This window comes from Leuconostoc miyukkimchii (assembly GCF_019656055.1).
GTDB classification, from domain to species: Bacteria; Bacillota; Bacilli; order Lactobacillales; family Lactobacillaceae; genus Leuconostoc; species Leuconostoc miyukkimchii.
Window position 1 is genome coordinate 206,241 of sequence record NZ_BPKY01000001.1, and the last position, 20,150, is coordinate 226,390.

At 37.7% G+C, this 20,150-nt stretch carries 20 protein-coding genes; 11 read left to right on the plus strand and 9 right to left on the minus strand.

Annotated features, from left to right (window positions below; genetic code table 11):
- Nucleotides 1–70: 70 nt before the first annotated feature.
- The 3 genes from rnz (at nt 71) to K5Q13_RS00950 (ending at nt 3,710) form a co-directional block, all read left to right on the plus strand.
- Nucleotides 71–1,009 carry a ribonuclease Z gene (rnz, locus tag K5Q13_RS00940; protein ID WP_220738919.1) on the plus strand — a complete coding sequence of 313 codons (939 nt, stop codon included), beginning with the start codon at nt 71–73 and terminating at the stop codon, nt 1,007–1,009.
- A gap of 37 nt (nt 1,010–1,046) precedes the next feature.
- A complete protein-coding gene (gene recJ, locus K5Q13_RS00945) occupies nt 1,047–3,011 on the plus strand; it encodes a single-stranded-DNA-specific exonuclease RecJ (RefSeq protein WP_220738921.1) in 1,965 nt (654 codons plus the stop codon).
- A 168-nt stretch (nt 3,012–3,179) separates the two neighbouring features.
- Nucleotides 3,180–3,710: an adenine phosphoribosyltransferase gene (locus tag K5Q13_RS00950; RefSeq protein WP_220738923.1), complete on the plus strand. Its 531-nt coding sequence runs from the start codon at nt 3,180–3,182 to the stop codon at nt 3,708–3,710.
- 29 nt (nt 3,711–3,739) lie between these two features.
- Here the strand turns inward: K5Q13_RS00950 and K5Q13_RS00955 are convergent, their stop codons facing one another.
- The 3 genes from K5Q13_RS00955 to K5Q13_RS00965 are packed head-to-tail and all read right to left on the minus strand — an operon-like array spanning nt 3,740 to nt 5,371.
- Nucleotides 3,740–4,441 (minus strand): SAM-dependent methyltransferase, encoded by a 702-nt coding sequence (locus tag K5Q13_RS00955; RefSeq protein WP_220739517.1) that lies wholly within the window; start codon nt 4,439–4,441, stop codon nt 3,740–3,742.
- Nucleotides 4,431–4,745 (minus strand): hypothetical protein, encoded by a 315-nt coding sequence (locus tag K5Q13_RS00960; protein WP_220738925.1) that lies wholly within the window; start codon nt 4,743–4,745, stop codon nt 4,431–4,433. Before K5Q13_RS00960 ends, K5Q13_RS00955 begins: the two co-directional genes overlap by 11 nt.
- Nucleotides 4,742–5,371 (minus strand): DsbA family protein, encoded by a 630-nt coding sequence (locus K5Q13_RS00965; protein WP_220738927.1) that lies wholly within the window; start codon nt 5,369–5,371, stop codon nt 4,742–4,744. Before K5Q13_RS00965 ends, K5Q13_RS00960 begins: the two co-directional genes overlap by 4 nt.
- Nucleotides 5,372–5,660: 289 nt before the next feature.
- Here K5Q13_RS00965 and K5Q13_RS00970 point away from each other — a divergent pair, with 289 nt between their 5' ends.
- The 8 genes from K5Q13_RS00970 to argF all read left to right on the plus strand — a co-directional run bounded on the left by K5Q13_RS00970 (nt 5,661) and on the right by argF (nt 14,347).
- Complete coding sequence (locus K5Q13_RS00970) at nt 5,661–6,239, plus strand: GTP pyrophosphokinase (RefSeq protein WP_220738929.1); 579 nt, start codon at nt 5,661–5,663, stop codon at nt 6,237–6,239.
- Nucleotides 6,236–7,030: an NAD kinase gene (locus tag K5Q13_RS00975; protein ID WP_220738932.1), complete on the plus strand. Its 795-nt coding sequence runs from the start codon at nt 6,236–6,238 to the stop codon at nt 7,028–7,030. Before K5Q13_RS00970 ends, K5Q13_RS00975 begins: the two co-directional genes overlap by 4 nt.
- Nucleotides 7,031–7,129: 99 nt before the next feature.
- Complete coding sequence (locus K5Q13_RS00980; protein ID WP_220738934.1) at nt 7,130–8,032, plus strand: RluA family pseudouridine synthase; 903 nt, start codon at nt 7,130–7,132, stop codon at nt 8,030–8,032.
- 71 nt (nt 8,033–8,103) lie between these two features.
- Nucleotides 8,104–9,468, plus strand: a complete 1,365-nt coding sequence (gene mgtE / locus K5Q13_RS00985; RefSeq protein ID WP_220738936.1) for a magnesium transporter — start codon at nt 8,104–8,106, stop codon at nt 9,466–9,468.
- A 68-nt stretch (nt 9,469–9,536) separates the two neighbouring features.
- On the plus strand, nt 9,537–10,526 hold the full coding sequence (locus K5Q13_RS00990) for an LCP family protein (protein WP_220738938.1): 990 nt from the start codon (nt 9,537–9,539) through the stop codon (nt 10,524–10,526).
- A 157-nt stretch (nt 10,527–10,683) separates the two neighbouring features.
- Nucleotides 10,684–11,910, plus strand: a complete 1,227-nt coding sequence (locus tag K5Q13_RS00995) for an argininosuccinate synthase (RefSeq protein WP_220738940.1) — start codon at nt 10,684–10,686, stop codon at nt 11,908–11,910.
- A 38-nt stretch (nt 11,911–11,948) separates the two neighbouring features.
- On the plus strand, nt 11,949–13,337 hold the full coding sequence (gene argH / locus K5Q13_RS01000; protein WP_220738942.1) for an argininosuccinate lyase: 1,389 nt from the start codon (nt 11,949–11,951) through the stop codon (nt 13,335–13,337).
- Entirely contained in the window at nt 13,334–14,347 is a 1,014-nt protein-coding gene (argF, locus tag K5Q13_RS01005) for an ornithine carbamoyltransferase (RefSeq protein ID WP_220738944.1), read from the plus strand. The genes argH and argF overlap by 4 nt, the downstream gene beginning before the upstream one ends.
- Nucleotides 14,348–14,356: 9 nt before the next feature.
- Here the strand turns inward: argF and K5Q13_RS01010 are convergent, their stop codons facing one another.
- The 6 genes from K5Q13_RS01010 to K5Q13_RS01035 all read right to left on the minus strand — a co-directional run bounded on the left by K5Q13_RS01010 (nt 14,357) and on the right by K5Q13_RS01035 (nt 20,122).
- Complete coding sequence (locus tag K5Q13_RS01010; RefSeq protein ID WP_220738946.1) at nt 14,357–15,709, minus strand: MFS transporter; 1,353 nt, start codon at nt 15,707–15,709, stop codon at nt 14,357–14,359.
- Between the two features lie 166 nt (nt 15,710–15,875).
- On the minus strand, nt 15,876–17,570 hold the full coding sequence (locus K5Q13_RS01015; protein WP_220738948.1) for an NFACT RNA binding domain-containing protein: 1,695 nt from the start codon (nt 17,568–17,570) through the stop codon (nt 15,876–15,878).
- Between the two features lie 118 nt (nt 17,571–17,688).
- Complete coding sequence (locus tag K5Q13_RS01020; protein WP_220738950.1) at nt 17,689–18,324, minus strand: copper homeostasis protein CutC; 636 nt, start codon at nt 18,322–18,324, stop codon at nt 17,689–17,691.
- Between the two features lie 68 nt (nt 18,325–18,392).
- The gene (gene rpmF, locus K5Q13_RS01025; RefSeq protein WP_013103890.1) at nt 18,393–18,566 is read right to left on the minus strand and encodes a 50S ribosomal protein L32; all 174 of its coding nucleotides are present in this window, start codon (nt 18,564–18,566) and stop codon (nt 18,393–18,395) included.
- 97 nt (nt 18,567–18,663) lie between these two features.
- Nucleotides 18,664–19,479, minus strand: coding sequence for a nicotinamide riboside transporter PnuC (gene pnuC / locus K5Q13_RS01030; protein ID WP_220738952.1), 816 nt, complete (start codon nt 19,477–19,479; stop codon nt 18,664–18,666).
- Nucleotides 19,480–19,585: 106 nt separating this feature from the next.
- Nucleotides 19,586–20,122 (minus strand): nucleoside 2-deoxyribosyltransferase, encoded by a 537-nt coding sequence (locus K5Q13_RS01035; protein WP_220738954.1) that lies wholly within the window; start codon nt 20,120–20,122, stop codon nt 19,586–19,588.
- Nucleotides 20,123–20,150: the final 28 nt, after the last annotated feature.

Below are 20,150 nucleotides of genomic sequence, written 5' to 3' on the forward strand. Positions count from 1 at the left end.
ATCTAATTGATTTAGGAGAATGCGTTAAGTTCGATCATGATTATGGTCTAATGAAAACGATCAAAGTAAAATGCAACTTGAATTCTTAGGCACTGGTTCTGGTCAGCCATCAAAATTTAGAAACGTTACAAGTATTGCGTTACGCTTACTTGATGAGCGTAACGCGGTATGGCTATTTGATGTTGGAGAAGCAACCCAACATCAAATATTAAAAACAACTTTACGACCACGTAAAGTTGAAAAAATATTTATATCGCATTTACATGGCGATCATATTTTTGGTTTACCTGGATTCTTGAGTTCAAGATCTTTCCAAGGTGCTGATAAAAATGAACCCTTAACGATTTATGGTCCAAAAGGGGTAAAAGAGTTTGTTCAAACTGCTCTACGTGTCTCTGAGACACGATTATCTTATCCCTTAGTGTACGTTGAAGTGACTGAAGGTGTTATTTTTGACGACAAAACATTTCGTGTCGTTGCAGCAAAGATGCGACACCGTATTGAAACGTGGGGTTATCGTGTCGAAGAAAAAGATCATGAAGGTGAGCTGTTAGTTGATAAATTGCGTCAAGAATCTATTCCTTCAGGACCAATATTTGGTCAACTTAAAGCAGGTAAAAAAGTCACGTTACCAGATGGTCGTATTTTAGATGGTCGCGACTATATCGGAGCCGCCAAAAAAGGTCGCATTGTCACATTTATTCTAGATACAAGACCGAATGATAATATTGCAATTCTTGCACATAACGCAGATGTACTTGTTCATGAGAGTACATACGGCGCAGGTGAAGAAGAAGCTAAGCTAGCAAAGTCTCATGCACATTCCACAAGTGTCAATGCAGCTAATGTTGCTAAACGAGCGAATGTGGAAAAATTGGTACTGACACACTTGTCAGCGCGCTATATTGGGCCGATGTTTAAATCACTTATTACTGATGTCCGGTATATTTTTCCAAATACAATCATCGCTAGGGATTTTGATGTGATTGACATTCCATTTAAGAAATAATTGTGAGTCGTATTTTACACGTTAAAAGAAGGTTATAATGAGTCAAAATAATTGGCATGTCTTGCCACAACCACCTGAAAAGACGATACATCAATTGACAACACAACTAAATATTGATCAATTAACAGCTACGATTGTGGCACAAAAGGGCTATACAACACCAGAAACAGCGTTTCAATACTTGCAGCCTAGTGTTGATCAATTACATGATCCAATGCAATTACACGATATGGATAAGGTCTTCACACGCTTAACAGAGGCTGCATTTGGCGGTGAAAAAATTGTCGTTTATGGTGATTATGATTTAGATGGTGTGACAAGTACAGCCGTTATGGTCGAAGCCTTGGAAGTTTTGGGAGCAGACGTGACGGCGTATATACCCAACCGCTTCAAAGATGGCTATGGACCAAACATTGATGTCTATAAGCGCTTAATTGATGAAAACGTGCAGCTCATTATTACGGTTGATAATGGCGTTAGTGGTAATGAGGCTGTTGCATATGCAATGACACACGGCGTTGATGTGATTATTACGGATCATCATGAAATGCCAGACGTGTTACCTGATGCATACGCTATCGTACACCCAAGACATCCGAACGGTGGTTATCCATTTGGTGATTTGTCGGGTGTTGGTGTGGCGTTTAAAGTTGCACAAGCATTGTTAACAGACGGTCAAGCGATTACAAACCGCAGCGAATTGCCAACTGAAATGTTAGATTTGGTAGCTTTAGGCGAAATCGCCGATATGGTGTCTTTAACAGATGAAAATCGCACGTTAGTTTCATGGGGACTTGAGCAAATAAACGTTAGTCCACGTCCAGGGTTATTAGCATTGTTGAAAAATGCAGGGCAATTAGCCAATCAACCAATTATTTCAGAAACTGTCTCATTCAAAATTGCACCACGTTTGAATGCTGTTGGCCGTTTAGGTGATGCCCAACTTGCACTTGATTTGTTGTTAAGCCAAGATTCAAATGAAGCAACTGATATGGCATCACAAATCGAAGCGATAAATGCGCAACGTCAAGAAATTGTTGAAGAAGTTTTTGGTGCAGCTAAGCAGATTGCATTGTCTGATGAACACGCTAACGACCAAGTGTTGGTTGTTGCTGGAAAAGATTGGCATCAGGGCATTTTAGGTATTGTTGCCAGTCGATTAGTTGAGTTACTTCACAAACCAGTGATCGTCTTAAGTTTAGTGGCGGGTAGTTACAAAGGATCTGGGCGTACATATAATGATATTGATTTGTACGAATTAATGAGCCAATATCGTGAGTTATACGAGACATTTGGTGGTCATGCTAGTGCGCTGGGGCTGGCCATATCTGAGTCTAATTTGAAGTTACTCCATGAAAAGCTGACTAGATTACCGGCATTTGAAACACCTAAAAAAACAATTGATGTCAACATGATGTTGCCTTTAAAGCAAATGACTACTTCGGTATATGATGCACTCACTTTGTTAGAACCTTTTGGTACTGGCAATAGCCAACCAATATTTGGTGTTCAAAAACCAACAATTGAAAAAGCGATAACAATGGGATCAACTGGACAGCACCTGAAGTTAACATTAGCAAACCATATTGAAGCAGTAGGGTTTAATCATCCAGATTGGACAACAATTGCTGCTAATCCAGTGAACATATCATTTGTTGCAACGATTGGTTTGAATTATTTCCGAGGTCAAAAACGGCTGCAATTACTTTTGAATGATGTATCAATACCAGAAATTGTTGAAAATGACAGCCATAAACAATTTTTTGCTCAGGTTTATAAATTCATTTATGGGCACCAAGACCTCAACTTTGGACAAAATTTGGATAGCATAGCAAAACAACTCCATCTAACTAAAGATGATTTAAATATTATGATTCAAGTTTTTATTGAACTAGGCTTTGTTCAAGTTGTAAATGGTGGTTTTGTACGGATTATCCCCAACGCACCACAAAAGCCATTAACAACGTCAGTAACTTATCATAAATTCTTAGCAAATCGTTAACGTGAATTAATATTAAATAGAAAGCATGAGTGCTGAATGTAGAAACACATCAGTTGATGTCAAAATATAACTGACTACTAATATATTGCCAGCTGGATTTTATGTTGGTAAGTTATATTATGTTATTGACAACTTTAAGCTGATTTATGTTCATACTCTGAGAAAAAAATGACAGTAGATTTACATGAATATGTAGCAACAGTAGAAAATTTTCCTGAAAAGGGTGTGAGTTTTCGTGATTTATCACCCTTAATGGGTAATGGTGTTGCTTATAGGCAAACTATTGACGCCATTGCTGATTTTGCAAAGGACTTATCAATAGACCTCATTGCAGGTCCTGAATCACGTGGCTTTATAGTGGGTTCACCACTCGCTTATGCGCTTAATGTTGGATTTATCCCCGCACGAAAAGGTGGTAAGTTACCGCGTGCAGCTGTTAGTGCGGCATATTCGTTAGAATATGGTGATGAAAATGTTCTTGAAATCCACAAAGATGCTATTAAACCAGGTCAGCGTGTCTTGATTGTTGATGATCTTTTAGCAACTGGGGGCACAATCAATGCGACACGCGAGATCATTGAAGAACTTGGTGGCGTTGTAGCTGGTGTTGCGTTTATTATTGAATTAAAAGATTTACATGGTCGTGAGAAAATTATGCAAGCAGGGGATGTGCCATTTCTTGCGTTAATGACCTATTAAAAAATGAGGTGAGAACTTTTGTTCTCACCTCATTTTACGCTATAAACTTGATCTTGAATGAAGTCAAAGGGGATATGGTGTCGATTGAGTAGTATTGGTGTGGACAAGTCAGCATTTTGCCAAAAGCCTTTGGAGTTTGTTGCCTTGTTTTTTTCACCAATGACAATAAAATCGCCAGTAAAATTCTGCTGGCGTAAGGCATGTAAAATTTCAAGGTCACTTTGATCGGTGTCAGGTGCCCAACTCATGATAATAACGTCAAAAGAAAAAGCGTGAATCGCTTCTATAGCAGACATTTTATGTACTTGTGTCCAAGGTGCGGGTAATCTAATGCCTTGTTCTTGCCAAGAAAAATTATCAGTTGCTACAATATCATCCCCAAGTTGACGTAGGTTGGATGTAATGATAGCATTGCCTGCCATGACTTCAAGTACACGTCGACCATGAATGAACTGATGAAGATCAGCAATCCAAGCTTGATTGGGTAAATGCCAAATACAAAAAGAACTGATTAATTCTTGTCTAAAATCAAATAGTAAATCATCTAGTGGCATGAGGCTTGGTTCATTTAAAATTTGATTTTCAGTGAAAAATAGCTGTGGTAAAGGTTGGTTAGGTATTTGATGCGCTTCTAACGCACGTAATGTATTGATTGCAGTGTTTACTTTGTGTTGTATCCAAGGTTTAGTATCAAATAACTGCGCATAATACGCTAATTGATCAATCATCATCTGTGACATCGCGTCGCCCATTTTTTTCAGTAGAACGTGACATGTAAATATTATAATTTTTGCCTTTGTGTACGAATTCAACACCATTTGATTTTTTGATATGACGTTTTATGCGCCATATTGTAATCAAAGTAGCAACACCACCGATAGCAAATATCACTAAAAGAACCAAGAGTACGACTGCAATAATTGACAAGATAACAGGTACAGCAACGCCAATGATAGTTAAGAGGATCGGTATGAGGATAAGCAAACCAATAATTGCTGTGAAAATGGCACCAATGAATTCAAATATTTTCTTCATGAGATGGCCTCAGTTTTAATATTCATCTGCTTAATATTTTCTAGCAAGATTTCTGCATTAATATTTGGGGTGAAGTGTGGTGCAAAGGAGAGCACTAAATCGTTAACAGAAAAATCAGTTAAGACATTAATCTCTTGTTCTTCAGAAAATTCAACGGCAATACCAGTTGCACTATTTTGGATTGTTTTTTGTGCAAATTTTTGGTCCTTAATAATAGCAGAAATAGCCTCATCTGTTACACGATTAGTCAAAAAGTCAGGGTAGTTGATACCATTACCAGTGATCAGTTTTTTAACAAGTTGACGTGTATAAGGTTGTTTATTAACAATAAGTTCATGCTGCAATTGTATTAAAAAGTGGCGTGCTTTTTTATTGCCTTCGAGCTGAGCGGCCTTAAAATCAAGGATAACATTGAAAACAGTTACTATATTATCGATACTACCAGAATCTTGCTCTGTTAAATCTATGGCTTTATTTTCTAATTTTGTGATGAAATTAATATCAATCAGTGGCACAAAGTATAGTTGAATACTTTCAGTAATATCCAACGCTATACTTTGTAAGCATTGTGCCGTTGTCAAACAATCGGCTGAAAGTGGGTTTGAAAAATGATAAATATCGATCATGGTTCTTTCTCCGTCAAGTAGTTGTTGTTTTTTAGCATATTTTAATATCCAAATTGTAATTGTACGCGTAAAATTATGTCTTGTCGACTGATATGCCTAAAACAATTGGTTAAATTCAAAACAAAATAAAATATGTGTTAAAATGAAGAGTATGAGTTAAACATCACACACACATTTCAACAATAACCAGCTGTAATTTAGCTAATATGTTCTAGATTGAACGCGTTTGTTGCATATTGTCGTGACATGCTTAACACAATATGATAATGATTTAGAAAGAGGTGTCGGCATGGATTGGAATCGATTTTTCGTTCCGTACCAGCAGACGGTAACAGAATTAAAAATTAAATTACGTGGTTTACGCGATCAGTTCGAAAAAGATGGTAAAAATTCACCTATCGAATTCGTTACAGGTCGTGTGAAATCACAAGAATCAATTGAAGAAAAAATTGTACGTCGCCATTTAGACGAATCACGATTGTCATTAGATTTACAAGATATTGCTGGTGTACGTATCATGACAAAATATGTCGAAGATGTTTACAAAGTCGTCGAGTTATTACGTGATAGAACAGATTTTCAAATATTAGAAGAACGTGACTATGTTACCAATGCAAAGCCTTCAGGCTATCGTTCATATCATATAGTCATTGAATATCCAGTACAAATGTATAGTGGAGAACGTAAGGTACTTGCTGAAATACAAGTACGAACAATTGCTATGAATGTTTGGGCAACAATAGAGCACGATTTACGTTATAAACATGGTGATGATTTACCAATTGAAATTGCCGAACAACTCACATTATTAGCAGAAGAGAATTTCGAATGGGATCAGAAAGTAAGTGAAATTCGGGCGGCAGAATGAAAATTGCAATTTTTAATAACAATGTTATAAGTTCACAGGCAATTACAAAAGACTTAACATTAGCCTTACAAAAAAATAATATTGAAATCGATAACGATGAACCTGATATAGTTATTTCAGTTGGCGGAGACGGGACGCTTTTGGGCGCTTTCCAACATTATGTTGACCAAATTGATCATATCAGGTTTGTTGGTTTACATACTGGTCATTTAGGTTTTTATACAGATTGGTTAGCTTCTGGTTTGAATGAATTGGTTAATAGTTTAGTACATGATAATAGCCAAAAGGTGAGTTATCCATTACTAGATATGACTGTTGTTTATGAAAGTGGCGAACAGTATCATTTTTTGGCACTAAATGAAGCTGCAATTAAACAGCCAACAGGAACATTAGTTGCTGATATCTATTTAGGTGACCAACTTTTTGAGCGCTTTCGTGGTGATGGTATTGCTGTTGCAACACCAACTGGTTCGACAGCTTATAATAAGGCAAATGGTGGGGCTGTGCTACATCCTAGTTTACCAGCGATACAAATGTCTGAAATTGCCTCAATAAACAATCGCGTGTTTCGAACTTTAGGATCACCCTTAGTAGTACCACAAGGACAAGAAATTGTGATGAAACCAAAAAGTAATCATTTCTTGGTCATGTATGATCAATGTGATATAAAAGTGAAAAATATTACAGAATTACGATTTCGCGTTGCAGATCAACAGGTACATTTTGCAGCGTATCGACACGTAAACTTTTGGCAGCGCGTTCATCGTGCGTTCATTAGTGATGTTGAGTAAGATTCTGATTCTCCATAACAAATCTTTAAATCAATCAATTAATTAATTAATGAAGGGAAGCATACAACATGTGCGACTTGTTGTATGTACGACAAATCAATGCAATTTACATGGACCTATTCGGGAAGTGAACAACGTAAAGTACGAACATTTTTACAGGCACATGGTGTATCACACCGCATGTTTAGTCAAATGAAGCATAATGGTGGGGCAATTTTAAAAAATGATAAGCAAGTATACACGTCAGATTATTTAGATGATGGTGATCAAGTGACTATTATTATGCCCACAGAGGAAAGCAATGACCTCGTGGTGGCAGATTATAAGCCATTAGATATTATTTTTGAAAATGAACATTGGTTAGTCGTTGATAAGCCATATGGTATCACAACTGTTCCCGGACATGCAGACAGATTACACACACTTGTTAATCAAGTAAAAGGACATTTGGAAGAGACAAATGCAGAAGATTTGGTACCACATGTTGTGACCAGACTAGATCGTGATACTTCTGGTATTGTTTTACTAGCCAAACATCGCTTTGCGCATGCGGTTATGGATCAACAATTGCAAGAGCATACTGTTGAAAAATTTTACTTGGCATATACGAGTGGTATTTTACCTGAGGATCATGATGATATTAACGCACCAATTGGACGAGTAGATGGTGATTTCATTAAGCGCGAAGTTCGTGATGATGGCAAACCATCACGAACAGAATATTGGGTAGAACGTCGATACGATGAAGATGGTAAGCAGCCCATGACACGTGTTAAGGTACAACTTCATACCGGCAGAACACATCAAATTCGTGTACATTTCAAAAATATTGGACATCCCCTAGTTGGGGATGATTTATATGGTGGACCCCTATGGTATGGTCTAAAACGTCAGGCGTTGCATGCCTACCACATGAAATTCTATGATCCCTTTATTGAAGAATATCGAGAATTTAATACAAAATTACCAGAAGATTTGAAAGGGTTACGTGATTTGGTATAAATAGTGTGGCGGGCTGATACCATATACATATAAGAACTAGACAGTAACTAAATGTCAAATAGTGAGGGAATATGGCTGATCAAACCGAACAATTACATCAAACAATTCAATTTTTAGCTGATTTACTGCAATCGGGCCAAGATAGTGAATTCATAGAAAGTTTTGAATCTCTACATGATTTTGAAATGGCACAAGTCTATGCTGAACTACCAGAGCAGCTTCGTGCAGTGGCATGGCGTTTATTGTCTATTGATATATTGGCCAGTGTTTTTGATAATTTAGATGTTGATGAAGTTGATATTGTCACATTGTTAAAAGAGATGCCACCGCAGCGTGGTGCGCTTGTATTGCAAAGAATGTATGCAGATAATGCAGCTGATTTGCTCCAAGAGATGCCTGACCGTCTGGTGGCAACGTACTTGAGTTTAATGCCGAAATCTGAGGCTGATGATGTACGTAAGTTAATAAATTATGATGATCAAACTGCTGGATCGTTGATGTCTACTGAATATTTGGCAGTGGAAGAAGATCTTCACGTTGACGAGGTTATGCGCCTGGTCAAAAAACAAGCCCTAGAGGCTGAAGCAATCAGTTACGTGTATGTGTTAGATTTTCAAGATCAATTGTCCGGTGTTATTTCATTGCGTGATTTGCTGACACATCCTGATGATCTTGCTGTTTCTGAGATTACCAACGATCGCATTATTAGTGTGAAAGCTGGTGATGATCAAGAAGATGTTGCCCAAATTGTTGCGGATTATAATTTTCTATCGATTCCAGTTACAGATGATAATAACCGTTTGCTGGGTGTTATTACTGTCGATGATATTGTCGATGTTATTGGAGAAGAGGCGGTAGAAGATTATTCTGGTTTGGCTGCCGTTAACGTTAGTCAGATTAATGATACACCTTGGCATTCAGCGATTAAGCGTATTCCATGGCTGATTGCCTTATTACTGTTAGGTATGGCAACAGCCACTCTAATTAGTTCATATGATGATTTAGTACGGCAAGCTTCAATTTTAGCTGCATTTATTTCACTCATCACTGGGACGGCTGGAAATGCTGGTACGCAAGCACTGGCATTGGCGGTGCGTCGTATTGCAGTGGGTAGTGAAAATAGTGGCTTTAAAACCTTTTTTAGTGAAATTATTGCTGGCATTATTGTTGGTGTAGCAACAGGTTTAGCTGTTTTTCTCATTGTAGCAGTTTGGAAGCAAAATAGTATACTTGGGTTGGCAGTTGGCATTGCAATGACTGTGGCTATCATAGTGGCTAATTTAGCTGGTTATTTAATTCCAGTTTTGATTGACAAAATGGGATTTGATCCAGCTGTAGCTAGTGGACCATTTATCACAACGCTGTCTGATTTAACATCGGTGTTAATTTATTTCAATGTTGCACAATTATTCATTTCCCATTTCATCGGAAGTTGAGTATTTAATCAGAAATTAACTTTTGTCATGCTATAATGTATGATGAAACTATTGTAGGAGTAGTAGACATGCCAACACGAGAAGAAATTAGATTAGGTAATAATGGGAAACAAAATCGACCTAAAAAAAGGCACCGAATTCGCAATACCATTCTGCTAATTCTAGCATTGGTTGTTTTAACTGGCGTCGGAACGGGTGCCTATGCTTATTATAAGATGAATAAAACAATTACCAAAATCCAAAATCCGTCACAGATGACAAAAAAGGCGGATAAAGTCACGTCAGCTAAAAAGCCGGTATCTTATCTGTTATTGGGAACAGATACAGGTGAGTTGGGTAGAGATTACAAAGGCCGAACAGATACAATGATGATCATGACCGTTAATCCGAAAACAAACGTGACAACAATGACATCGATTGCGCGTGATACATTAGTTACTGTTAATGGACAACAAATGAAAATTAACGCTGCATTTGCATATGGAACAGCTGATTCAGCCTTGGAAGCTGTTGAAAATTTGTTGAACATCAAGATTAATGGTGGCTATATTTTGATTAATATGGGTGGCTTAGTTAGAATGGTTGATGCTGTTGGTGGTGTTGATGTGACTTCACCACTAACCTTTACCACTGAAGGGGATGATACACAGGCTGACTCTAAGAATCAATATTCATTTACAGCTGGTCAAACGTATCATATGGATGGTAATGAAGCTTTGGCATTCTCAAGGATGCGTCATTCTGACCCTAACGGGGACTATGGTCGTCAGATGAGACAACAATTGATTATCAGAGGTATATTAAAAAATTCAGCAAGTGTTGGTACACTGTTTAATGATTCATTATTGAACACACTATCAAACAATGTTCAAACTGATGTCTCAACAACATCTATGAAGAATCTAGCATTGAGCTATCGTTCAGCATTTGGAAATATAAAACAGGATCAACTACGCGGCACAACACAAAGCATGGGTGGTTTGGGATCTGTTGAAGTCATGAGTCAAACAGAAATTGATCGCGTTCACTCAAGCATTTTGGAACAAATGGCAGAATAAGTAAGGTAAAACAAGTCGCGATACTTGTTTTTTTTTGCAAAAATATACATATAAATAACCAATATACAATATTATAATGTATATAGTCAGTATACTATTGAATAAATAAACAATTTGCGGTAATATAAATTCATAGATAAATACGGAGGACAAAAACATGACAGAAAAATTAGTATTGGCATATTCAGGTGGCTTGGACACATCAGTAGCAATTCCTTGGTTGAAGGAAAAGGGTTATGACATTATTGCTGTTGTTTTGAATGTTGGACAACACGGTAAAGATATGAACATGATTCAAGAGAAAGCATTAAAAGTCGGCGCTGTTCAATCAATTGTAATTGATGCACAAGCTGAATTTGCTAATGAATATGTCGCACCCGTAATCAAAGCTAACATGCTATATGAAGGTGAATATCCAATGGTGTCCGCCTTATCACGGCCATTGATCATTAAAAAACTTGTTGACATTGCGCATGAAAATGATGCAGTTGCTATTGCCCACGGATCAACAGGTCATGGAAATGATCAAGTACGTTTTGAAGCAGCAATTCATGCTTTGGATCCTGACATGAAAATCGAAGCACCAATTCGTGAGTTCCAGTGGTCACGTGAAGAAGAGATTGCATATGCAGCCGAACATAATGTACCAGTACCAGTTGGTTTGGAATCACCTTATTCTATTGATGAGAACCTTTGGGGACGTGCGAATGAAGCTGGTATTTTAGAAAATCCTTGGAACCAAGCACCAGAAGGTGCATATGCATTAACAGCACCAATTGAAAAAACGCCTGATGAAGCTGAGTTTATTGATGTCACATTTGCTGAAGGTGTGCCAGTTGCACTAGATGGTGTAGCAATGCCATTAGCTGATTTAATTATTAAATTAAACGTACTGGCTGGCGCGCACGGTATTGGCAGAATTGACCATATCGAAAATCGTTTAGTTGGTATCAAGTCACGTGAGATTTATGAAGCGCCTGCTGCAGCGGTATTGATGACAGCACATAAAGATTTGGAAGATTTAACATTAGAACGTGATGTTGCACATTTCAAGCCAATAGTTGAACAACAATTAGCTAACTTAGTTTATGAAGCAAAATGGGTGTCACCTTTGTTTGATGCACTAATGTCATTTATTGATGAAACACAAAAAAATGTGAATGGTGTTGTTAAAATGAAGATGTTTAAAGGTAATGCGATTGCGGTTGCACGTCAATCAGAACATAACTCACTATACGATGAGGATTTGGCAACATATACAAGTGCTTCGTCATTTGATCAGGAAGCAGCAGTTGGATTTATCAAATTATGGACTTTGAGTAACACAGTTTACGAACAAGTTAACCATGTCCATTCAACTGATAAGAAGAATAAAATTAAGTAGTTTAAAGGCGTTTACGCCGTACATAAGGGAGAAGGTTTATGGCAACAACAAAACTATGGGGTGGTCGTTTTACTGCTAAAGCAGCGGAGTGGGTAGATGAATTTGGTGCATCAATTCATTTTGATCAACAAATGGCTGCTGAAGACCTTGAGGGTTCAATTGCGCATGCAACAATGCTTGGCAAGCAGGGTATTATTACTGTTGATGAGTCAACACAAATTGTTGAGGGCTTAAAAGTATTGCAAAAAGACTTGGCAGATGGCACGTTGGTTTTTGATGTTAAAAATGAAGATATCCATATGAACATGGAATCACTGCTGACTCAAAAAATTGGTGCTGTTGCAGGAAAGCTGCATACGGCACGCTCACGTAATGATCAGGTAGCAACTGATTTTCATTTATGGGTTAAACATCGATTACCACATGTTTTAGAAGCTATTACTGAGCTACAACAAGAATTACTAAAGCTAGCCACAACGCATGCTGGGACTATCATGTCAGGTTACACACATTTACAACACGCTCAGCCAATTACTTACGGTCACTATTTATTAGCTTATTTTGATATGTTCCAACGCGATTATGAGCGTTTTGAATTTAATCAGTTGCACACAGATATTTTACCATTAGGTGCAGCGGCATTAGCCGGAACAACATTTCCAATTGATCGAGAATTTGTAGCAAATCAACTGGGTTTTAATGACATTTATCATAATTCACTTGATGCCGTATCCGACCGGGATTTTGCACTTGAATTTTTGTCAAATTCAGCTATGATGATGATGCACTTGTCACGTATGGCGGAAGAACTCATTTTATGGTCAACATATGAATTCAACTATATTGAACTATCAGACGATTTTTCAACTGGATCATCAATCATGCCACAAAAAAAGAATGCTGATTTTGCTGAGCTTGTTCGTGGTAAAACAGGGCGGACATATGGTGCGCTGATGGCATTGTTAACAACTATGAAATCTTTACCACTAGCCTATAATAAAGATATGCAAGAGGATAAGGAACAAGTATTTGATGTCATGGATACTGTTATTGCCTCAGTAAAAATCTTTACTGGTATGTTGAGTGGCTTGAAAGTTCACGAGGAACGTATGTTGGCTAGCACACAAGATGATTTCTCTAACGCGACAGAACTAGCCGATTATTTAGCAACAAAAGGTGTCCCATTCCGTGAGGCTCATGCTATTGTTGGACAACTTGTATTGCAAGGATTACAAACACATACACCATTACAAAAAATGTCTCTAGCGATATTGCAGTCTGCGGCACCACAAATCGAAGATGACATTTTTAATGTGTTAAAATCTGAAACAGCAGTGAATCGTCGTACCTCAATTGGTGGTACAGCAGTGGCTAATGTAAAAAAAGAGATTGCTCGGCATCAAATAAAATTGGAGGCACGTCAATGAGTTCACATTTTCAAGGAAAATCTTTTTTAAAAGAAATCGATTTTAGTAAAAAAGAATTAGAAACATTAATTGATTTAGCAGCCCATTTCAAATATTTAAAGCAGAAAAATATACCGCACCAATATTTGCAAGGGAAAAATATTGCCTTACTTTTTGAAAAAACATCTACTCGTACACGATCAAGTTTCACTGTGGCTGCTAACGACTTAGGTGCACATGCAGAGTTTCTAGGTAAAAACGATATTCAGTTTGGAAAAAAAGAATCATTGGAAGATACGGCTAAGGTGTTTGGTCGTATGTATGATGGCATTGAGTATCGTGGCTTTTCACAAGAAACAGTGGAAGGACTAGCAAAATATTCAGGTGTACCTGTATGGAATGGGTTAACCGATGACTGGCATCCGACTCAAATGTTAGCAGATTTTCTGACTATTAAGGAACAGTTTAATCATCTAGAAGGCATCACACTAGCCTATCTGGGGGATGGTCGTAACAACGTTGCCAACTCTTTATTGGTTACTGGCGCTATTTTGGGTGTTAATATCCATATTGTAGCGCCTAAAAGTTTACAACCGACTTCAGAAATTCAAGCTTTAGCTCAGAAAAAAGCAGACGAGTCTGGCGCTGAGTTGCTCATTACCGATAATGTTGCTCAGGGTGTTGCAGGTGTTGATGTCTTATATACTGACGTTTGGGCCTCCATGGGTGAGGAAGAAACATTTGAAGAACGAATTAAATTATTAACACCATATCAAATTAATGCGGCGCTTGTTGCTTCAACACATAACGACCAAGTCATTGTTTTGCATGATTTACCAGCTTTTCATGATCTAAAAACGACAATGGCACAAGAAATATATCAGCAATTTGGCATTCAAGAAATGGAAATTACTGATGATGTGTTTCATGCGCCCTATGCTCACCAGTTTGAACAAGCAGAAAATCGGTTACATACGATTAAAGCAGTGATGGCCGCAACTTTAGGTCATATGTTTATTCCTGAAATCTAAAAAAGTTGACTACTCAGTAGTCAACTTTTTTGGTCTGTGGTTTAATATCACAAATATGATGAGAGAAATAAAAATAGCAAAAGCGATGCCACCAATACCATGTTGTGAGCCAGTAATTATGCCGTTATTTGGATTTTTATTCATAGCTGTGGTGATAACTTGGGCAACAATAGCAGTAGATGTTGCGCCAATAAATTGTTGCGCAGTATTTAAAATACCATTGCCATCTGTCGTTTCACCAACCGGAAGCGCTGCTAACGTTATAGTCATGAAGTTAGCATATGAAAAGCCAATACCCACCATAAGTAACATATGAGTTAACATGAGTGTCCAAAAATTTAGTGACTGAAAGTAAAAAAACATCACACTAAGCGCAAGAGTCGATACAATCAGTCCAAATAAAATAGGTCGATATTGCCCAAATTTATCCAGTAAAGAACCTGATAAAGGTGCTAGAGAAGCACTAATAAGGGCACCTGGGAACATAAATGCGCCTGCTGCAGCTGCGCTAACATTCAAGTGTAATTGTAAATAATTAGGTAGAATAAAGGATAGACCTAATAGCGTAGCCTGGTAAGCTAAAAAACCATACATATACAAATCAAACCGCGCGTTTTTAAAAAGACTCAAACGTAATAATTTTTGCTTTTTGTTCATGAAATAAAAAATAACAAGTGATAGAGTACCAATACTTGCCATACTGAATGAAACTTTTTCAATGGCTAATAAAAGAAGGCCTAAGCCAATTGCTAAAAAGACAAATGTACTCGCGGGGAACTTTTCTGTTCGACGGACTTGCTCAGTTGGTATACTGACAAGCCCCATGATTAGGGAAACAAGAATTAAAATAATTAAGAACCAAAATATTGCTCGCCAGCCCATGGTATTTAGTAAAACGCCGCCATAAGTGGGTCCGATGGCTGGCGCAAGAGATGTAATCATACTACCAATTCCCATCATCATACCACGACGATTTATTGGTGATTTGGTGAGTATAATGTGAAACATCAAAGGTAACGCAATACCAGTACCAACACCTTGTAAGACTCTACCGGCCAGTAGCAATGGTAATGTAGGAGACACACAATCCAAAAGAATACCAAGTAGAAAAACGCTATTTGACAGGATGAATAGTGTTCGTGTTGAAAAATTTCGAATTAAAAATGCTGATATTGGTACGATGATGGCAATTGCTAAAAGATAGCCTGTAGTTACCCATTGTACACCGTTTGTATCTGTATTAAATTCAGTCATTAGTTTAGGAAATGTGACATTCATTGATGTTTCTATCAAAACACCACTAAAACTTAAAATACCAGTTGCAATGACAGCAGGAATAACTTTCCAATTATTTTTTTGCATGATTTCTCCTTAAAAAATAAAAAGAGGTGTGACATTATCAAAAAATGATAATGTCACGCCTCTTTTTTCGGCACATATAAATCTGTGCTATCTGTACGAAACAACATAGACTAATTTAACAGAAATCGGCCTTGTTTGTCAAATGCAATATTTAATTGCAAGATAATTATTTGATTTTTAGTTGAGAGACAAGACTTGCTTCTGGTGTCACAAACAGTGTTTGGTGCCCTTCAAAAATAACAAATCCCGGTTTTGAACCATTTGGTTTACGTAGTTTTCCTGCTGGTAGGTAATCAACAGGAACATTTGCAGAATTACGTGCCTTACTGTAGTAGGCAGCAAGCTTTGCTGCTTCGATTAATGTTACATCGGATGGATTAGGTGAATGAATAATAACATGAGAACCAGGAATTTTTTGGACGTGTAACCAGATGTCTCGTCGATCAGCTTGTTTAAGTGATAACCGTTCATTTTGTAAGTTGTTTTTACCAACTTCAATTAAGGTGCCATCTGAACTTTTAAATTTATCCGGTTTGGAAACTTTAGGTTTTTGTTTGTTTTTCTTATTTGCTCGAATATATCCGCCATTCGTGAGTTCTAAACGAATATCTTCAACATCTTTAGGCGATGCCACTTCGAGTTGTGCAACAATATTATTAAAATATTCAATTTCGGCATCAGTTAATGTCATTTGTTCGTTAACATAGGCGATAGCTGTCCGCAACTTGCGATATTTTGTGAAATATCGTTCGGCATTTTTTAAGCCATCACGTTTAGGATCTAGTGGGATATTAAGTAAATTATTGTCGTCATAATAGTTTTCAATTGCAACTGATGTCATGCCCTTTTTAACAAGGTGGGGATATGTAATTAGTAAATCACCCTTAACTTTGAGGTCATCTGCATTTTCCGCATCATCTAATGTGGCTAGTAATTTTTTTCGTTTTGAATTATTTTTTTTGAGTTCATTTTTAACAACACGAATCAATGAACCAGCCTGTTGATTAACACGCTCACGTTCTGCTTTTCCGATGTAATAGGCGTCTAACATATCACCTAATGTTTGGAAATTCTCACTTGTTACGGAATCTTGCAACCAATTAAAGGCCGAATAGCTCAAAGCACCATTATTAGAAGTAAACAGGGTGGGTTCTAAGTCATTAAAACGTGCTAACCAGTTGTTTGCATGTGCTAAATGATCGCCATCCTGATTAATTGTGCGGGCCAATACTGTCGCTGAATCACGACCAAAACCTTGGTAGGTTGACTGAATAAAAGTGGCCCAATCATCAAACGGCGTGTCTAAAATCATAGGTGCTAAACCATCTAGTCCAGCTGTGAATGGATTGGTAAGGTTCTGAGCAGGCGGGAGAATATATGTTGCGCCGGGCATTAATGAACGCACACGATTTTGATCTGCTGGTACATGTTTGATAAGCTCTAAAATACGTGAGTCGTTTTCACGTACTAAAAATAAATTGGAATGGCGACCCATCATTTCAAGTGTTAAACGGATTTCTTGAATATCACCTAATTCATTGCGCGCATTGACATAAAAATTAATAATACGATCATTTTCAACTTGTTCAATTTTTTGAAGTTTTGCGCCTTCTAAATAACGGCGTAAGAACATCACGAAATTAGGTGCAGTCTGTGGGTTTTCGTAAGGAATATGTGTAATTTGTGCACGGGCATAAGTCGGGTGAGCACTTAGAAGCAGGGGATAGTTTACACTGTTATTTCGAACGACTAATACAATTTCGTTAGGATACGGTTGGTGGACTTTGGTAATTCTACCACCAACAATTAATTCATTAAATTCATGCACCAAAGCATGCGTAAATAGGCCATCTAAGGGCATAAGTAATCTACCTCGTTTGTTATTTTATTGTATAGACAATATCAGTGTAACAACTGACAAGCAATCATTTTTATAAAAAAAGTCCCTTAACTGTTTTGTTAAAGTGACCAATTTGTAACTAAATAATGTGAGATCCATGCACTTCACTGACACCAAGTGTATCAGCGATAATCTGTGAATTTTCAGCAGTAATGCCACCACCGGGTAAAATTGTTAAATCAGCAGGTGCTATATTCACGAGTCTTTGTAAGTGGGGCAATAATGTCATAATGGGTGTGGAAAGTTTTCCGCCATGTGTCAAAATACGTGTGACGCCATGATCGGATAACCAGTACATCGCATTTTCTTGCTGATCAACGTCAATATCATCAAACGCCATATGCATCACGACTTTTAAATCTAATTCATCTGCAAGTGTCAGCAACATCAACATCGCGTCTTTATCCAGTAGATGATTCCGTACAACGCCAAATGTGACAAACTGTCCGCCAAGATCAGCAATTTGTTGTAAAGTATCTTGCATTTGTTGCAGTTCAATGTCAGTATAGGCAAAATCACCACCACGAGGACGTACCATGATGACAACAGGAATATCATCAATATTGATTAACGTATCAATAATGGTGCGTGAGTCAGGTGTTAAGCCACCTAAATCTAAACGACTATTTAGTTCAATCCGATTAGCGCCTTTGCGGCGCATTTGTTTGGCAGCTTCTACAGAATCAACCGCTGCTTCTTTAATTGTAATTGTCATGTTACCATTTTACCATAAAATTGCAAACAAAAAACCTGTGCCGTAATGGTACAGGTTATAATGTGTAATTACTTCTTTTCTGTAACTTGCTTGCCGTTGTAAACACCAGAAGGTGAGACACGGTGAGCTACGCGGTATTCACCAGTTGTTTGATCCAACACGATGTTAGGAACATTCAAACCAATGTGTCCGCGGCGGTTACGCTTGTGAGACTTTGAATTCTTGTTTGATGGGGTAGCCATAATGGCACCTCCTTTCGTTTCAATTTATCAACTAGTCAAGTTTACCGAAATTTAAGGCTTTTGTCAATAGGTTTTTGAAAAACAATGTCAAGGCATTTTACTTGACATTGTTTTGTGCCAGTTGTGCCGTGATTTCTTTGTGATGAAACCATGATGATTGTGCAATGGCTAAGACATCATTTGCGAAATACATCAGGTAAGTGACTAAAATTACGAGAGCCGAAGCACCAAGTGCGCCACCAGCAGCGACAGTTAAGCCCCATAGCGCAATTTGCATAAGACCTTGTAATAGCCAAGCAAACCAGCTTTCTGAAAATCGAAAAGTTGTTAAGACGGCACCAACTAATCCCGTACCTAGAACCAATGAATCAGAAATAGGTCGTGGTGTGTGTAATACTTGTGTCTCAAATAGGTAGGCAGCTACAAAGGCTACAATAGCAACTAATGCGACAACACTATACCAGAATACTTTGCCATGCTTTTCGCCTCTGATATCAGTTTCATGAATAAAGCGCACGTGTTTATCGGTGTCTTTAACCCACGATGGCATAATTAAAACTGGAATGTCTAGTAAAATGACGTATGTTAACTGTAAAACAGCATCGGCGGGATTTTTGTGTAACCAAGCGACATAAATATAGATAGCTGCTGATAGTAATCCGAATAAACCGTTCATCGGTTTTGCTTCTTTTAAACCAAGGACAGTAGTCCAACCAAACGCTGCTGCAAAAAATGTTGCAAAGGTCATACTGTTAATAGGTGCTCCCATGCCAAAACTAGTGTAAGCAATGATTAATAGACCAACAGACAGTAGGGTATAAGACAGGCGTGTCCAACCCTTGAATTGTTCAGCATACCAAAGTGGATTTAATAGTTGCCAATGGGAAATTTGTGTGGATGAAGAATTTGTCATGTGTATTATTTTACCAAGATTAAGGCACTCTGTGTGGTTTCTGCTTTAAAAGCAGTGCTTTGAGAGAGCGGCTTGGCACCTTTCGTATTTTAGATTATTGTTGACATTAAATCAGTTTACCTAGATATTTATTGGGTGTGATATCGAAGAAGTCATAGTCTGCTAATTCGGCAGTTGACGTTACATGTGCATCCGTACCAAATGATAGCATCAAATTAACTGGGTGCTTGTCTAAATTACCAGCAAACACGGAAACAACTGGTGTGTTTGATGCAACGGAATATCCCAATTCCATAGCTGTGCCACTATCTGCATCTTCAGCTTCAAAAACAGCCACAGTAATATCAGAGTTGTCTATTGCTTTAATATCTGCTTTGTAGGTCATAGCACCCCATTCAAAGTCTGGTTCATTATTTGAATCACCTAATGCTATACCACCATATTGATGTAACAAAGGCACATGAATATGTGCAATGCTAGGATTGGCGCTTAGTTGGATAAACGCGTCCTTTAATAATGATTCTTGTGTATCTGAAAACCAACCGGCTGCTAGATAGACGTTTTTCGCACCAGGCAACTTTTTAGTTTGATCAACAGAACGGTTGATATCTTCAAGATCGGCAATAAGCTTTGTTTCATTCATGTGTTATCTCCTTATGATTTTTAACATA

Excerpts from the sequence above, each read along its gene's own strand:
- rnz (WP_220738919.1), top strand. The coding sequence starts at position 71 with ATGCAACTTGAATTCTTAGGCACTGGTTCTGGTCAGCCATCAAAATTT.
- recJ (WP_220738921.1), top strand. The coding sequence starts at position 1,047 with ATGAGTCAAAATAATTGGCATGTCTTGCCACAACCACCTGAAAAGACG.
- K5Q13_RS00950 (WP_220738923.1), top strand. The coding sequence starts at position 3,180 with ATGACAGTAGATTTACATGAATATGTAGCAACAGTAGAAAATTTTCCT.
- K5Q13_RS00955 (WP_220739517.1), bottom strand. The coding sequence starts at position 4,441 with ATGATGATTGATCAATTAGCGTATTATGCGCAGTTATTTGATACTAAA.
- K5Q13_RS00960 (WP_220738925.1), bottom strand. The coding sequence starts at position 4,745 with ATGAAGAAAATATTTGAATTCATTGGTGCCATTTTCACAGCAATTATT.
- K5Q13_RS00965 (WP_220738927.1), bottom strand. The coding sequence starts at position 5,371 with ATGATCGATATTTATCATTTTTCAAACCCACTTTCAGCCGATTGTTTG.
- K5Q13_RS00970 (WP_220738929.1), top strand. The coding sequence starts at position 5,661 with ATGGATTGGAATCGATTTTTCGTTCCGTACCAGCAGACGGTAACAGAA.
- K5Q13_RS00975 (WP_220738932.1), top strand. The coding sequence starts at position 6,236 with ATGAAAATTGCAATTTTTAATAACAATGTTATAAGTTCACAGGCAATT.
- K5Q13_RS00980 (WP_220738934.1), top strand. The coding sequence starts at position 7,130 with ATGCAATTTACATGGACCTATTCGGGAAGTGAACAACGTAAAGTACGA.
- mgtE (WP_220738936.1), top strand. The coding sequence starts at position 8,104 with ATGGCTGATCAAACCGAACAATTACATCAAACAATTCAATTTTTAGCT.
- K5Q13_RS00990 (WP_220738938.1), top strand. The coding sequence starts at position 9,537 with ATGCCAACACGAGAAGAAATTAGATTAGGTAATAATGGGAAACAAAAT.
- K5Q13_RS00995 (WP_220738940.1), top strand. The coding sequence starts at position 10,684 with ATGACAGAAAAATTAGTATTGGCATATTCAGGTGGCTTGGACACATCA.
- argH (WP_220738942.1), top strand. The coding sequence starts at position 11,949 with ATGGCAACAACAAAACTATGGGGTGGTCGTTTTACTGCTAAAGCAGCG.
- argF (WP_220738944.1), top strand. The coding sequence starts at position 13,334 with ATGAGTTCACATTTTCAAGGAAAATCTTTTTTAAAAGAAATCGATTTT.
- K5Q13_RS01010 (WP_220738946.1), bottom strand. The coding sequence starts at position 15,709 with ATGCAAAAAAATAATTGGAAAGTTATTCCTGCTGTCATTGCAACTGGT.
- K5Q13_RS01015 (WP_220738948.1), bottom strand. The coding sequence starts at position 17,570 with ATGCCCTTAGATGGCCTATTTACGCATGCTTTGGTGCATGAATTTAAT.
- K5Q13_RS01020 (WP_220738950.1), bottom strand. The coding sequence starts at position 18,324 with ATGACAATTACAATTAAAGAAGCAGCGGTTGATTCTGTAGAAGCTGCC.
- rpmF (WP_013103890.1), bottom strand. The coding sequence starts at position 18,566 with ATGGCTACCCCATCAAACAAGAATTCAAAGTCTCACAAGCGTAACCGC.
- pnuC (WP_220738952.1), bottom strand. The coding sequence starts at position 19,479 with ATGACAAATTCTTCATCCACACAAATTTCCCATTGGCAACTATTAAAT.
- K5Q13_RS01035 (WP_220738954.1), bottom strand. The coding sequence starts at position 20,122 with ATGAATGAAACAAAGCTTATTGCCGATCTTGAAGATATCAACCGTTCT.